Annotated in this window: 17 protein-coding genes and 1 pseudogene; 5 read left to right on the forward strand and 13 right to left on the reverse strand. The window is 68.5% G+C overall.

All coding sequences use genetic code 11. The features are described from left to right. Positions 1 to 94: 94 nt before the first annotated feature. The 3 genes from VF632_RS14870 to VF632_RS14880 all read right to left on the reverse strand — a co-directional run bounded on the left by VF632_RS14870 (position 95) and on the right by VF632_RS14880 (position 3,107). Complete coding sequence (locus VF632_RS14870; RefSeq protein ID WP_331023700.1) at positions 95 to 706, reverse strand: hypothetical protein; 612 nt, start codon at positions 704 to 706, stop codon at positions 95 to 97. 4 nt (positions 707 to 710) lie between these two features. After that, on the reverse strand, positions 711 to 1,802 hold the full coding sequence (locus VF632_RS14875; protein WP_331023701.1) for a DUF1611 domain-containing protein: 1,092 nt from the start codon (positions 1,800 to 1,802) through the stop codon (positions 711 to 713). 117 nt (positions 1,803 to 1,919) lie between these two features. Continuing rightward, positions 1,920 to 3,107, reverse strand: coding sequence for an AI-2E family transporter (locus VF632_RS14880; RefSeq protein ID WP_331023702.1), 1,188 nt, complete (start codon positions 3,105 to 3,107; stop codon positions 1,920 to 1,922). 216 nt (positions 3,108 to 3,323) lie between these two features. Between VF632_RS14880 and VF632_RS14885 the strand changes: the two genes are divergently transcribed. Continuing rightward, positions 3,324 to 3,878 (forward strand): hypothetical protein, encoded by a 555-nt coding sequence (locus tag VF632_RS14885; RefSeq protein WP_331023703.1) that lies wholly within the window; start codon positions 3,324 to 3,326, stop codon positions 3,876 to 3,878. A gap of 363 nt (positions 3,879 to 4,241) precedes the next feature. Here the strand turns inward: VF632_RS14885 and VF632_RS14890 are convergent, their stop codons facing one another. The 5 genes from VF632_RS14890 to sdaAB form a co-directional block, all read right to left on the reverse strand. Next, complete coding sequence (locus tag VF632_RS14890; protein ID WP_331023704.1) at positions 4,242 to 5,183, reverse strand: PspA/IM30 family protein; 942 nt, start codon at positions 5,181 to 5,183, stop codon at positions 4,242 to 4,244. 88 nt (positions 5,184 to 5,271) lie between these two features. Further along, on the reverse strand, positions 5,272 to 5,667 hold the full coding sequence (locus VF632_RS14895) for a hypothetical protein (RefSeq protein WP_331023705.1): 396 nt from the start codon (positions 5,665 to 5,667) through the stop codon (positions 5,272 to 5,274). Then, positions 5,667 to 5,945 carry a hypothetical protein gene (locus tag VF632_RS14900; protein ID WP_331023706.1) on the reverse strand — a complete coding sequence of 93 codons (279 nt, stop codon included), beginning with the start codon at positions 5,943 to 5,945 and terminating at the stop codon, positions 5,667 to 5,669. The genes VF632_RS14895 and VF632_RS14900 overlap by 1 nt, the downstream gene beginning before the upstream one ends. Positions 5,946 to 6,463: 518 nt before the next feature. Further along, a complete protein-coding gene (gene sdaAA, locus VF632_RS14905; RefSeq protein ID WP_331023707.1) occupies positions 6,464 to 7,354 on the reverse strand; it encodes an L-serine ammonia-lyase, iron-sulfur-dependent, subunit alpha in 891 nt (296 codons plus the stop codon). A gap of 95 nt (positions 7,355 to 7,449) precedes the next feature. Then, positions 7,450 to 8,115, reverse strand: a complete 666-nt coding sequence (gene sdaAB / locus VF632_RS14910; protein WP_331023708.1) for an L-serine ammonia-lyase, iron-sulfur-dependent subunit beta — start codon at positions 8,113 to 8,115, stop codon at positions 7,450 to 7,452. Between the two features lie 146 nt (positions 8,116 to 8,261). Between sdaAB and VF632_RS14915 the strand changes: the two genes are divergently transcribed. The 4 genes and pseudogenes from VF632_RS14915 to VF632_RS14930 all read left to right on the forward strand — a co-directional run. Further along, entirely contained in the window at positions 8,262 to 8,507 is a 246-nt protein-coding gene (locus tag VF632_RS14915) for a hypothetical protein (protein WP_331023709.1), read from the forward strand. Beyond that, positions 8,504 to 8,890, forward strand: a complete 387-nt coding sequence (locus tag VF632_RS14920; protein WP_331023710.1) for a type II toxin-antitoxin system VapC family toxin — start codon at positions 8,504 to 8,506, stop codon at positions 8,888 to 8,890. Before VF632_RS14915 ends, VF632_RS14920 begins: the two co-directional genes overlap by 4 nt. Positions 8,891 to 9,012: 122 nt before the next feature. Continuing rightward, positions 9,013 to 9,258, forward strand: a complete 246-nt coding sequence (locus VF632_RS14925) for a hypothetical protein (protein WP_331023711.1) — start codon at positions 9,013 to 9,015, stop codon at positions 9,256 to 9,258. A gap of 46 nt (positions 9,259 to 9,304) precedes the next feature. Beyond that, positions 9,305 to 9,640: pseudogene (locus tag VF632_RS14930) on the forward strand (type II toxin-antitoxin system VapC family toxin); the annotation flags it as partial. Between the two features lie 52 nt (positions 9,641 to 9,692). On the opposite strand, the gene VF632_RS14935 reads toward VF632_RS14930, so the two are convergent. From VF632_RS14935 to VF632_RS14955, 5 genes are all read right to left on the reverse strand, one after another. After that, positions 9,693 to 10,238: a DUF2939 domain-containing protein gene (locus tag VF632_RS14935; RefSeq protein WP_331023712.1), complete on the reverse strand. Its 546-nt coding sequence runs from the start codon at positions 10,236 to 10,238 to the stop codon at positions 9,693 to 9,695. Positions 10,239 to 10,292: 54 nt separating this feature from the next. Continuing rightward, on the reverse strand, positions 10,293 to 11,012 hold the full coding sequence (locus VF632_RS14940) for a hypothetical protein (protein ID WP_331023713.1): 720 nt from the start codon (positions 11,010 to 11,012) through the stop codon (positions 10,293 to 10,295). 8 nt (positions 11,013 to 11,020) lie between these two features. Continuing rightward, positions 11,021 to 11,842 (reverse strand): alpha/beta hydrolase, encoded by an 822-nt coding sequence (locus tag VF632_RS14945; protein ID WP_331023714.1) that lies wholly within the window; start codon positions 11,840 to 11,842, stop codon positions 11,021 to 11,023. 4 nt (positions 11,843 to 11,846) lie between these two features. Continuing rightward, positions 11,847 to 13,022: a hypothetical protein gene (locus tag VF632_RS14950; protein WP_331023715.1), complete on the reverse strand. Its 1,176-nt coding sequence runs from the start codon at positions 13,020 to 13,022 to the stop codon at positions 11,847 to 11,849. 108 nt (positions 13,023 to 13,130) lie between these two features. Next, positions 13,131 to 14,042, reverse strand: coding sequence for a YihY/virulence factor BrkB family protein (locus VF632_RS14955; RefSeq protein WP_331023716.1), 912 nt, complete (start codon positions 14,040 to 14,042; stop codon positions 13,131 to 13,133). Positions 14,043 to 14,126 lie beyond the last annotated feature (84 nt).

Genomic DNA, 14,126 nt, shown 5'->3' on the forward strand with positions numbered 1-14,126 from the left:
GCTGCTGCGAGCAGACCTGCTGCTGCTGACCTGAACGGCCGCACCGAAAATCGAAGAAGCCCCGCCATCCAGCGGGGCTTTTCGTTTGTGCCTCCTATCCGTCGCCACGCCTCGCCACGAAATCGTCGAAGTCGCGGATACTCGTGCCGTGTCCCGACAGCGCAAAGTCGTACACGTCTCGGCTGGTGATCGTGTCTCGGTACTCGCGCCGCACGTGCACCGCGTCCTTGATGCGCAGCACCAGGTCGCGGTCCGCGCGGGCCAGGCTGCGCGCAAGCTGTTGGTGTTCGGCCATCTTCGCTTCGAAGGCCGCATCGTCCCAGGCCCACAGGTCGATCTTCCACACCCGTTCCCGGTCCGGCGACAGGAGCTTCCAACCGCAGTACAGTCCTTCGCCGTACGGGTTTCCCGGCCGCCGGTACTCGTCGTTGAAGCTGGCGCGTACCACCGGGTACCCCTGCCGCTCCATGCACCCGTGAAGCGCGGGAACCACCGACAGCAGGCGCTGCCCCTCGTGCGGGTGAAGCCGGGTGTACAGGTCGATGTCGGGCCACACCATCAGGTCCAGGTCCACGCTGCCGACGACCTCGACCGTCCCGACGAGGTCGTGGATCACCTCCAGGGCGCCCGTGCCGCGGAGAAGACGGTACGCTTCGGCCCGCAGCGCCGCCGCCCGTTCGCGAAGAACTCCGGCCTCGGCGTCCACGTCGTCAGCCCGGACGCGGTGCCGAGCGCTTCTGCGCGGCCGCGGCCAGGATGGCGTCCGCCAGCGGCTCCGAGCCGAAGCGCACCGGGTCGGTCACCGGGAGCCCTGTCTCCTCCGCCGTGCGCGCGATGGCGTCTCGTGCGGCGGCCTCGTCCATGTCGAAGGTGACGAGCGAGATTCCGATCACCTTCGCGGGCCGCAGCGGCGCGATGGCGCTCTCGCAGATGGTGATCATCTCCGGCACCGTGGGGAGCGGCATCCACGAGTACACGCCGCCGCCGCCGTACGGGCAGCTGCGCGTGGGCTGGTGGCACAGGATCATCCCGTCTGGCATGGACCCGTGCAGCAGCCCCAGGGTGACGCCCGAGTAGCCCGGGTGCACCAGCGAGCCCTGGCCCTCCACCAGCACCACGTCGTTGCCCTCCGCGGCCTGCAGCACCAGCCGCTCTGCCGCGCCGCTGATGAAGTCGGCCACCACGGCGTCGACGGCGATCCCCCATCCCTCGATCAGAATCCCCGTCTGCCCCGTGGCCGCGAAGCCCACCTTCGTGCCGCGCCGGGTGAGCGCGTCGCGGATGTGCAGCCCGGCGGTCATCTTGCCGATGTTGCAGTCGGTGCCCACGGTAAGCACGGTGTAGGCGTCCACGTTCCGCGCCCGCCCGTTGCTCACGGGCAGGTCCGTCGGCGGTTTGCGCAGATCGTGGATGGGCACGCCGCGCTCCGCCGCCAGGCTGGCGAGCTCGGGGTCGTCGGAGATGTGCGAGTGAAGCCCCGCGACGATGGGCAGCCCGGCGGCGATCGCCTGACGCAGCATCGGCCGCCACTCGAGTGGAAGCGCGCCCCCCTGCGGCGCGATGCCGATGAGCAGGGCGGTGGGCCCCAGCGCCAGCCCGTCGTCCAGCGTTCCGACGATGGGAATGCCGCCCCCGAATCCAAGGACGTCCTGCACGGTCTTGCCGGCCAGGCGCGAGTCCATCACGCCCAGCACGCGGTCGGGGAGGAAGCGGACGGCGCTGTTGGCCGTCTTGCTGGTCAGTGGCCCGAACTGCCCCTCGGCCACCACCAGGTAGCGGTACGTCGTCAGGTCGTGATTCATCGGACGGGGAAGTGCGTGAGTGCGTGAAGTGCGTTAGTGCGTTTTTGATCCGGGCGTGCGCGAGCGGTGGTGCGCGAGGCGATCACTTCCGCACTCACGCACTAACGCACTCACGTACTATCTCGGTGCCGAACCGGCCTCCTCGAGCATGGACGGAATGCTCACCGACGCCCCTTCCAGCCTCATGGACGATTCCGGGACGCGGACCTCGGCCGGGGCGTCGCGGACGAAGCGGCGGAAGCCCTTTCCTTCCAGCAGCCGGTGTACGTAGATCCGGCGGATGATCACCATGAGCGAGGCCAGCACCGGCACCGCCACCAGCAGGCCGATGGGGCCCAGCAGGTCGGCCATGATCAGCACGCTCAGTATGGTGAGCACCGGCGGCAGGTGCACGCGCCGCTCCATGATCAGCGGGTGCACGAAGTTGGCTTCGATCAGGTGCACCACCACCCCCAGCAGCACCACCAGCCATGCCTGCACCGCGCCCCCCGCACCCAGGACGAAGAGGGCGGGGAGCAGCGTCGACACCAGGCTTCCGAAGAACGGCACCATCACCACCACGCCCGTGAACACGCCGAACGCCAGCGCGAACGGCACGTTCAGCAGTTCCAGGCCGATCCAGGTGAGCACGCCCAGGAACACCATGGCCAGGAACTGCCCCCCGATCCACGCGCGGAGCGACTTGCCCAGGTCCGCCAAAATGTCGCGCACCAGCTCGCGGTGCACCGGCGGCGCGAGCAGCACCACGCCCTCGCGGTACAGCTCGGGGCGCAGCGCCATGTAAATCCCCATCACCATCACGCTGACCAGATTGATGAGGAAGTGCAGCGTGTCGAAGACGACGGGAAAGATGCCCGCGGCGAAGCGCCCCGCGTTGTCGGCCACGGTGGATAGCTGCTCGTTCAGCCGTTCGGGCGGCAGCACCGTCGCGAGCAGGGGATACCGCTCCACCAGGTCGCGAAGGCTGGCCGTCCACACCTGGATCTGCCCGGGGAGCGCCGTGATCAGCGCCTGCGTCTGCCGGGCCACCGGCGGCAGCACCAGCCAGCCGACGGCGAACGCCCACAACCCCGTCAGCGCCAGGGCGACGAGCAGCCCCGCCGCCCGGGGCAGCCGCGCGCGCTCTTCCAGAAAGCCGATGATGGAGCCCAGGTACAGCGCAAAGAGGGCCGCCACGAAGAACAGCAGCAGCACCTGCGCGACGCTGTAGACGAAGAGCAGCAGCAGCACCGCCGCCACCGCCGCCGTGAGCACGGCGAAGGGAGACGGTCGGGGCGGGTTCTGCTGTCGGTCGGCGGAGCTCATGGCTGTAGCGATCTCGGCGCACGTTGGGGCGAAGCGTAACCTACGCGCCCCCACCGTCGAGGAGAAGTGCGGCAGGCGTGAGAAGGGTGTGATCGGGTCGAGACACAACGCTTGACATCTAAGCGGCGGGAAACATACTTTGGTTCGGGGGCGTGCATTCTTCTTCCCGAGCAATCTTTCTGCACAATCACGATATTCACGAATAAGGAGATGAGGATGAATCGACATCGCTTCGGGTTAGCCCTTGCATCCGCCGCGTTTCTGGTTGTGACCGGATGCGGGGATGGAGCGGCAGAAGAGGAACGGGCTTCACCGCTAGCGGCGAGCAGGTCCGCCGTGCAGGACCGGCGGATCGCGTCGCAGAAGGTTCAGCAGCTCTCCGGTCTAAGCAGCCTTCCCCACCCGGACGACAACGTACTCGGGGCCGCGCTGCGGAGACATTACCCTGCCGAGCTGCGCGGCGGCGGAATCTCCGGTTCCGTGCTGATCGATGTGGCCGTGAACGACCGGGGGCACGTTGAATCTGCTCGCGCGGTGGCGCCCGCATCCCTTCCCAACCCCACAGATGAGCACCGAATCGTTGTCCGGGAGCGAGTGCCGGGCTCGCGCGACCTCGTGGAGCGGGAACTTGCCCTTAGGTACGACACGCGCTTTGCCCCCGCGGCTGAAGCGGCCCTGCGCGAGGTTCCGTTCCGCCCCGCTATGCGCGATGGTCGTGCGGCGCCCTTCACGATTCGGATGACTGTCACCTTCACGCCACCGGTCGACTGAAGCGTTGGCGCCCTCCTTCAATCCCCAAACCCTCACTCGAAAAGCAATGAATCGGCACTTGTTTAAAGCCGGCCGTAGCGCCCGCCGAAGCCTCGTCCGCGGTGCGGGACTCATGATCCTGGTCGCCATCGTCCCCCAAGACGCGTTTGCGTGCCTCGAACTCTGCAAGGAGAAGTTCGGGTATTTCCTTAAGACCCGCGACGGCAACACTTACGAGTTGGAGTCCTGCTCGGAGCGATGGAACAGCGCGGGTGGAATCACGACTACCTGCTACTATAGTTAGGCTTGATCTCTATTTACACGAGTGATCGCGGGGCCGGCATCGTTGCCGGCCCCGCCTTGTTATTGCTGGCCAACCCGCGCTCAGCCGCGGTTCAGGGCGTCGATGCGGGCGGCCAAGTCCGCGTCGGCCAGGTTGCCGCCGCCGTGCGCCTGGGTCGCGTCCGCCGGAGGGGGCGGCGCGAAAGCCGTGCGCTCGGCCGCCGTGTGCGCGCCCGCGTCGTCGTCCACCAGTTCGGCGTCGTGCACCGACAGGTCCTGCGGCTGCGCGGCCGGCTGGCCGGCGCCCAGGCGCGGTGCGCCCGACCCCTGCGGCAGGGCGGGCTGCGCGGCGCCGGGGGCAAGCCCCAGCCCGGCCTTGGCCTTCAGCTCCAGCAGCCGGTACTCCACGTCGGCGCTGCCGCCGCCGGCCTCCAGCGCGCGGAACTGCTTTTCCAGCGGGTCGCCCGAGAGCTCTTCCGACACCTCGGCGGCGGCCAGCGCCAGGCGCTCGTTGTGCTCGATCTTCTGCGCCATCCGCTCGAACGTCTCGAACGCCGACGTGTCGGACAGGCCGGCCATCGTTTCGTGGATGCGGCGCTGCGCCTGCGCGCGCTTCTGCTTGGCGATCAGCAGGTTCTTCTTGCGCTGCGCCTCCTCGATCTTCACCTGCAGCTGCCGCAGCGCGTCCTTCACCTTTTCGGTGTCGGCCACCTGCCGCTGCCAGGTCTCGTGCATGCTCTGGGCGCGCTGCGCGTACTCCTGCTGGCGCATCAGCGCCTGGCGGGCCAGGTCGTCGCCCCCCTGCTGAACGGCCAGCATGGCGCGGCGCTCCCACTCCTGCGCCTGGCGGGCCTCGGCGTCTACCTGCGACTTGAGCTTGCGCTCTTCGGCGATGGCGAGTGCCACCTCCTGCTTGGCCCGGGTCTGCTGCTCTCGCATGTCGATGATGACCTGCTCGAGCATCTTCTCCGGGTTCTCCGCCTGGGCGATCAGGTCGTTCAGGTTCGACCGGACCAGCATCTTGAGCTTCGTGAAGATCCCCATCGTCCTAGCCGTTCTGGGTCCTTTGGGTGCGCCGGGCCGTGCGGGGCCGGGCGTGCGCCGGACGTGTTGGTCAGCGAAAAGAAAGCCGTCAGCAGTCGCGGAACGTGGCCAGCGACTCCAGGTGTGTCGCGATCGCCATCTGGAACGAGTCGACGGTAGCCTGGAACTCATTGAAGTCCAGGTTTTCCAGCTCCATCGACTCGGTGAGGATCACGTCGTCCTGCTCCAGCCCGTAGGCCGCGTGCACCAGGTCGGTGGCGTTGGCCTCCAGCAGGCGGCGGTACAGCTCGGTGCACTTCTGCCCGTCCTTCGGCGCGTCGAGCACCTTCAGGCGGAACACCAGCAGCGGCGGTGCATGGCTGATCACCAGGGGCGCGCCTCCATCGGGCTCGCCGGGGTAGGCCAGCCACATGCCATCGTCTACTTCCTCGTACCCCATTTCCATGCGGTTCAGGAAGTTCACCACGTCCTCGCGGGTCACCATCAGGGGCTCTCCGATTGGGGTTCGTTCGCGGGCGGCGGAAGCTGGCCGGCGGATGGGCCGTCGCCCTTGGACAGCAGGCGCATCATGAACGACTGCTCCTCGCTCAGGCGCCGCACCTCGGACTGCAGGGTATCCATCTCCTCACGAAGCCGGCGGATCTGCGCGTCGCGCCCCGCCAGCTCGTGTCCGTCGCCGCCGGGCCAGGCCGACACCACCCAGCGGGCCACCAGGCCGGCGACCAGGATGGTCAGGAGTACGGAAAACGGGATCATCATCATTCGATTCACCTGACCGGATACGCGTCGCCCCAGGACAAAGTTTCACCTTGGAGCGGCCGTGTCCAGCGGGCGAAGGGGCCCCTCCCCCAGCCCCTCCCCCGGCAAACTGCGCCGGGAGAGGGGAGAACTTCGAACGGAATGAGATGGGGTGCGTCGCAGGCTGCGGCAGCCCCCTCTCCCGGCCTCTCCCCCGCAAACCGCGCGGGAGAGAGGAGAACTTCGCACCGGGTTCGACTGGGTGCGCCGCATCCCGCGACAGCCCCCTCCCCCCGGCCCCCGCCCCGCTGCGCAGGGGAGGGGGAGACCTTCGATGCGCTTCTGCTGGCCTGGCACACCGGGCTGGCTCCCTTCCCCCGCGCAGTTTGCGGGGGAAGGGCTGGGGATGGGGGGCGCCGGCCCGAGCACCGGACTGGCTCGGATGCACCAAACCCGAAGTGTCCTCTTTCTCCCACGCTGTTTGTGGGAGAGGGTGGACGCCGGTCACCGCGGCCGGGTGAGGCCCCCCGGTGTGAGCGCCCCTAGCTGCTGGCCCCGGACGGGCGCTTGGTGGGGCGGATCTGCACCAGTCGTTGCGCCGAGGGCGTGGCGGCCAGGCCGCCCATCGCCGTTTCGCGGTACGCCGAGGGCATCCGGCGGCCCACTTCGCCCATCACATCGATCACCTCGTCCGCCGAGACGGGGAAATCCAGGTTCGCGAGCGCCATCTCGGCTGCGGCGATGGCCTGCATGGCGGCGCTGGCGTTCCGGTAGATGCAGGGGATTTCCACTAGCCCGCCGATGGGGTCGCAGATCAGCCCCAGCATTCCCTGTAGGCAGAGCGCGATGGAGGTGGAGATCTGCTCGTGCGTTCCCCCGTGCAGCCAGGTGACGGCTGCGGCACCCATGGCTGCCGCCGTGCCGGTTTCGGCCTGGCACCCGCCCTCGGCGCCCGCCAGCGAGGCGCGCTGGGCGATCACCCCGCCCACGCCGCCCGCCACGAGCATGGCATCGATCAGCCGGTCCTCGCCCATGCCGCCGTCCGCGAACTCGTCTACCGAGATCAGGATGGCCGGCAGCACACCCGCGGCGCCCGCGGTGGGGGCGGCCACGATCAGCCCCATCGCGGCGTTCACCTCGAGCGTGGAGATGGCGCGGGCGAGGATGGTGGTGACGCGGGGGCCCAGGATGCGCGGACCGTCGTCCCACAACCGCTTGGAGCGCCCGCCCGTGAGCCCCGAGGCCGAGCGGACCTTGCCCTCCAGCCCCTCGGCGATGGCGCCGCGCATTACGCCCAGCGTCTGGCCGATGCGCGCCCGGATCTTCTCCGGCGCGATCCCCATCTCGGCGGACTCCCTATCCAGCACCACCTGGGGCAGCGGGCGGCCGCTCTGCTCGGCGTCGCGGATCAGCGATTCGATGGATTTGTGCATGAACAGCTACGCGGTACAGGGTTTCGTCTGCCTGCACGTCTGCAAAAACCGCGGCAGCCGTTCCCGGCGGGCGTCACCCGGTCCGCCTCCTGTTCTCACGCGATCTTCGGTACCACGCGCGCCCAGCGCAGCCAGGGGAAGGAGCGGATGGCGCCCACCGCGGGCTCGCTGATGGGCTCGTCGGCCTCGATGGTCATCAGCGCGTCCTGGTGCCGGCCGGTGCGGTCCACGCGCATGGTGGCCAGGTTCACGTGGTGCCCCGTCAGGACGGTGGCGACGGCGGCGATGGTCCCCGGCTCGTCGTGCGCCAGCAGAACCAGCGTGTGGTACGAGCCGCCCAGGGCCACGGGAAACCCGTCGATCTCCGAAACCTCCACGCGCCCCCCGCCCAGCGATGCGCCGCGGATCACCAGCTGCTCGCCGCCCAGGGTCACGTTGAAGATGGCCGTGTTGGGATGGGCCTCGTCGCCCAGGTCGATTTCCTCGAATTCCCACTGGAGCCCGGCCGCTTTGGCCTCGTCGTAGGCCTCGCGCAGCCGCAGGTCGTCGGGCGCCAGGCCGATCAGCCCGCCGACGATGGCGCGATGCGTTCCGTGCCCCTCGCCGGTGGCGGCGAACGAGCCGTGAAGCTGAATGCGGACGGACTCGGGCATGCCGCCCGCGACGGCGCGCGCGATCAGCCCCAGCCGGCAGGCGCCGGCCGTGTGCGACGAAGACGGCCCAACCATCGTCGGCCCCAGGATGTCGAAGAGAGATACCATGCCCGCCAAGATAAGGACACGGTGTCAGACGGGCCAGACAGTACGATTTGCGCCACCGTCCGGACTGATTTTTTCTGACCACTGGACCGGACGCTCAGGGCATGTTAGCGTAGGTGGCAACCGGACGACGCGAACGGAGCCGAGCCATGCCGATTACGATCAACGATCCCGAACTGGAGCAGTTCATCCGCGAACTGGCGGAGCAGAAGGAAGTCGACGACGTGGAGGCGATCCGCGCGCTCGTCCTGAAGCATCGCGAAGTCGAGCGCAAGACGGCGCTCGTCATGGACTGGCTTCAGAACGACGTCTGGCCGTACATCCCGCCAGAGCAGCTGGGCAAGCGCCTGACGCGCGAAGAGAAGGCGTGCATTCTTGGGTACGGTCCCGAATGATCGTGGACACGTCCGCGGCCGTCGCGATCATCCTGCGCGAGCCCAATTTCGAAGCATTGGTCCGCCGTCTCGTCATGGAGACGGAGGTCGGGATGGGCACGCCCAGCCTGGCGGAGTGCGGGATCGTGCTCGCGTCGCGCCCGCACCCGAATTGGCGGACGCTCATTGACGACTTCAAGGCTCGCTTCCAACTGGAGGACATCCCGTTCTCATCCGACCACTGGGTGATTGCCGTGGAGGCGTATGAGCAGTTCGGGAAGGGGCGGCACCCCGCGCGGCTGAACTTCGGTGACTGCCTGAGCTATGCGGTTGCGCGCGTGGAGAACCGGCCACTGCTGTTCGTGGGCAACGACTTTCCCCTGACGGACCTCTGGAAAGCCTGAAGGTCCGACCCGTGTGCGGACGGGACTTCGATCCCGTGAGAGATGGTCAAGAGAGATACCATGCCCGCTCATGGGCATGCTAGCGTAGGTAAGCAATCGGACGACCCGAACGGAGCCGAGCCATGCCGATCACCATCGATAACCCCGAGCTGGAACGCCTAATCCAGGAGATCGCGGCCGAACTGCAGCTGGATGAGGCCGATGCTCTCACCTCGATCATCCACGATCATGCTGACTACCTGAAGCGCAGAGGCGCGGTGATGAACTGGCTTCAGAACGACGTCTGGCCGAAGATCCCTTGCGAGGTCCGCGGTAAGCGGATCACGCGGGAGGAAAAAGCAGAGCTGCTGGGCTACGGTAGACAGTGATCGTAGACAGCTCCGCCGCAATCGCGGTCATCCTGACGAGGACGGTTCCGATCACCTTGTTAAGCTCCTGATGCTGGAGAAGCAGGTTGGGATAGGAACCCCCAGCCTCACCGAAACCGGAATGGTGCTCTCCCGTCGCCTGGGCCCAGATTGGGAAAGGCTGATCGCGGAATTCAGGGATACGTTTCGGGTTGCGGAGATCCCGTTCCTGGCCACGCACTGGATCGTCGCGGTGGAAGCGTTCGACCAGTTCGGCAAGGGTCGGCACCCCGCAAAGCTCAACTTTGGCGATTGCCTGAGCTACGCGGTCGCGCGGGTCGAGAATCGGCCTCTGCTCTTCGTGGGAAACGACTTTGGGCTAACGGATATCTGGATACCGTGAGGCCCGTCCGCACGGGTGCGGACGGGTCTTCGACCGTCAGACGTGAGGAGCGTCAGCGCGTCTGGGCCTCGACGAAGCGGACGCCGGTGAGCTTCCAGTTCAGCCCGTCGCGGCGCATGATCAGGGCGATGCGCTCGTCGCCCGACTCGCGGTCCACGTAGCGCACCTCGAAGCGGCCCATCCCCACGTAGCCCAGCTTCCTCTTCAACTCCTTCGGAACGCCGGGGCGCTTGGCGCCGTCGTCGTCGCGCCCGCCGGGCAGCCGGCCGCTGGTGAGGGCGGCGACGCCCGACGGGGTGACGGCCAGGTCCACCACCGGGTTCACCACCCGTCCCGCGAGGATCCCGCCGATGGCCCCCACCCCCGGCAGCCGGGTGCGGTTGGAAAGCTCGCGCGAAACCGCCGTCTTCGCGTTCTCCTTGACGCTGGTGCGCAGGGCGGGGAAGTCGACCAGCTCGTTCATCGCTTCGATGTCCCCGCTCTCCGCCGCAGCCTGCAGCTTCTTCAGCGCCAGGTGCGGGCCGAAATACACCCAGCCGAATGCGGCGACTAGCGCCAGGGCAAAGAGGGGAACGAAAACGCTTCTGCGACGGGCCATGAGGTTTCTCCAGGGGTGAGGTGATGGTGCCGGGCGGGACCCGGCGGGTTCGGATCAGTCCTGCTGTTCAGCGTTCGGATCCCAACTGGGGCCGGCGTGAAGGTCGCCGTCGGCCAGGGTGTCGCGGCTGACTTCCTTGAGGCGGCTGCCGCGCCTCTCGCAAACGGTGTAGACGTACACCTGAGCATCGTCCAGCCACGCCTGCTCTTCGGTGCGGAGGGGCACCAGCGCGCCGTCCATCAAGCCGAGACGAGCCGCCGTCCAGATGCGCCCGCCGTGGCCGCCGCGATTGAAGGTCGTCAGCGCCTCCCCGGCCGTGTCCACCTGCAGCGTCTCGTGGTTGCCCAGGAACTCGTAGCGCCCCGTCGCCGTGTCGAACCGCCAGTAGTCCGACCGCGAGGTGCCGGCAGCGAGTTCCGTGACCAGCGCCAGGTCGGCGTGGCCGTCGAAGTCCAGGTCCGGCGTGGAGACGCGTTCGGCCCCCAGGCCTGCCGTCGCCGCGTTCGGTGACGGTTTCAGCGTCTGCACGAGGCGCTTTCCGCGGCGCACGTGGATGCTGTCTACGATGCCGCCCTCGCGCTCGTGGAGCACCACCTGGTACGTCGCGTGGTTGGGGTGGATGTGGATCGTTCGCGGGGCAGGCGATCCCCTGCCGGATTCAGGGGTGAGCTTCGGCGCGTTCTGCGCTGGCGCGTTGCCTCCGCTGCCCAGCCGCGCCGCCGGATTGTCGTTTCCGCAGGCCGCGAGCGCGCACGCCATCGACAGGACGGTCATCGAGCGCCTCACTGCTTCTCCTCCGCGGGCAGGCTGGCGGCGAAGTCTGTGAGCACCCGCCAGTATTCATCTCCCGCCACCCACAGCAGGTCGTTGTGCCCCGCGCCCTGCACCCAGTAGTGCCGCTTGGGAGAGGGCGCGCGCTGGTACAGGCGCGGGCCGTGAGCGAACGCGATCACCTCGTCCTCCGTGCCGTGGATCACCAGCACGGGCGCGCGAACCTTGGGCAGCTTGCTCCAGGTGCGAAACCGGTCGAAGGGCACCAGCGGAACGTCGCTGACGGCGCCGTGGATGGTGGTGAACGTGCTTTCCAGCACCAGTCCCGCCACCGGTCGCCGGCTGGCGAGGTCCGCCGCCACGGCTCCGCCCAGCGACCGTCCGTGCGCGATGATCCGCCCAGGCGGCACGCCTTCGCTGCGCGTGAGATGGTCGTACGCGGCGTCGATGTCGCCGTACGCGGCGCGCTCCGACGGCCGCCCGGTGCTCAGGCCGTAGCCGCTGTAGTCGTACGCCAGGACGCTGAACCCCGCGGCTGCCATCTCGCGGAAGAAGTCCAGGTTGTGCCAGATGCTCTCCGCGTTTCCATGGCTGAACAGCACGGTGTACCGCGCCTGGGGGTTGCGGACGTGCACCGCCGAGATGCTTCCGCCGCCCGGACGCGGGATGGACACCGCGTCGGGCGATGACGGATACCGGCCGGCGGGCGGCTGAAAGATCAGCCTCTCGGCGTAGAACCAGACCAGCGCGGCGAAGATCGCGTAGGCCGCCAGGATCAGGAGGACGAAGCGGATCAGCACGCGGAGTCGCGGGGCGGGTGCGGCCGGGGCCATCCGGTCAGGCCGGGACGGCGCCCGCCGGGAGCGGCCTGGCAGGCGCCTCCGCCTCCGCGCCGAAGTGCGCGAGCTGGCGTTCCACGAACGCGGACGTGCGAGTGCGCAGCGGCTCGAACGCCAGGCCCAGCGCCACGCCGGTGACGATGCCGCCCGTCCGGGCGCTGAGCCCCAGGCGCGCACCCAGCCACTCCTGCATCACCTGCTCGGAAACGGCGAAGAGCACGACGGCCAGCAGCCCCAGCACACCTGAGACGGCGGTGCGGCGCAGGGCCAGCGACGGGTCCAGCGCGCCGGAGCCAAACAGCGCAATCGCCAGGCACGCCAGCAGCCCCAGGAAGCCGGCGAGCAGCGCGAAAGCGTACCAGTGCACCTGGGCGGCCTGGTACCCCGTGGCATTCTGCAGCAGCTTCAGCGCCGATGCGAGCACCGCGACCGCCGTGGCGAACAGAAACCCTTCCAGCACCCAGAAGATCTGCCGCCGGCCCGCGGCGTCGGCCCGGCGGTAGTTGGTCCGCAGGTTCGCGGCGCTCAGCGTCACCGCCGCCAGCAGCGCGGCCAGCGCCAGGTACTTGGAGTAGACCACGAGGTCGATCTCGTTACCACGCAGGCCGGTGCCGATGGAGATCGCCTGCGGGATCAGGATCGCCACGCCGCAGAACCAAGCCGCCGCGCGCCGCAGCTGGGCCGGGTCCATGGCCCACGCCTGGGCGCCCGCGACGATGTGGCTGAGGCGCGAGGCCCCGGGCCGGACGTCACCGAGCGAGAGGGGGTGTGGGAAGATGCTGGAGAAGCGGATCATCACCGCCATCCCGGCGACCGAGGCCAGCGGCATCCCGGTATCCAGCATCGACACGGCCCAGTCCGGAAGCCCCGACCTACTGAGCATCATCCAGGTCCCTTCCCCCCCCAACCCGTACGACAGCAGTCCCAGGAACACGGCGAGCACCCGGGCGTCGTCGCGCGCCCAGCTGCGCCACACGAGGACCAGGGCCAGGCCGGCGGCGGACAGCGGCGCCACGACGAGCAGGAGCACCAGGCCGATGACGCCGGGCGTCAGCAAAGCCTTGCCCGCCCGCACCGCCACGACGAACTCCATGGGCGGCAACATGTTGGCCACGATGGTCACGATCGCGAGACCGCAGACGAACGCGCGGAGTACGGGACGGGTGCTGGACATCGGGCGGGGAGGAACGGGGAAGGAACCGCGGGCGGGATGGACGGAAAACAAAAGTAGCGGCGAACCAGCTCGCGCGAAACTGGGAAGATCCGCGATGGAGCGCGCGTGCTACGCCGAGCGCTCCATCTCCGACGCGATCTCACCGCCCAGCAGGACGACGAGCGAGGTTACGTACATCCACAGCAGCAGGACGGTAACGGTACCCAGCAGCCCATAGGTGGCGCTGTACGAGCCGAAGTTGGTGACGTACAGGCGGAACGCCAGCGAGGCGATCACGAAGATCACCGCGACGACGGCGGACGCCTTGAGCAGCGTCTTCTTGCACCCGGACTGGTCCTTGAGCGGAAGCACGTAGTAGATCAGCCAGAAGGTGGCGGTGATCAGCGCAAAGCCCAGCGGCACCTGCGCCACCGCCCACGCCATGCGGCCCGCCTCGCCCAGTCCGAGCGACCTGGCGATCCCGCCGCCGCCCACCAGCACGGCGCTGCCGCCCAGGAACAGCAGGGCGCACGCGGCCAGCATCCCCACGGCGACGAGCTTCTTCCGGATCCACGATCGCTGGGCGACCACGCCGTAGCACTCGTTCAGCGTGTCTTCGAGCGCGGTGAAGACGTTGCTTCCCGCCCACAGCGCCAGCAGCAGGCCGATGGAAAGCGGGCCGGGCGCGTTGCGGTGGACGACGTCGTTCACGAACCCCGACACCAGGTCCGACGCCTCCGCCGGGAGGGACGTCGTCAGCCGCTGCGTCATCCAGTCGCCCGTCTCCTGCCCGCCGAAGAAGCCCGTCAGGCCGAACATGACCATGGCCGAGGGCGGCAGCGAAAGAAAGAAGTAGTAGGCGACCTTGGCGGCCTGGTTGCTGATGTCGTCGGCCATGAACTCGTGGATCACGCGCTTCCACAGCGACGCCGTAACGGGCAGCGGCTCCTGGAGCCTGCGCCCACGCTGCACGTCTTCGGCGGTGGCGCGGGGATTCGGCTTCTCGGGGGGCTCGGGGGCGGAGCGGTGGCGCGTGTCCATCGCGTATCTTAGGTGCTGGGGATGCAAGGGCGTCGGGCGGCGGCGCGGGCAACCATCATGCCGGTTGCCTGCGCGCTTTGTCCG

Source organism: Longimicrobium sp., assembly GCF_036388275.1.
GTDB lineage: Bacteria > Gemmatimonadota > Gemmatimonadetes > Longimicrobiales > Longimicrobiaceae > Longimicrobium.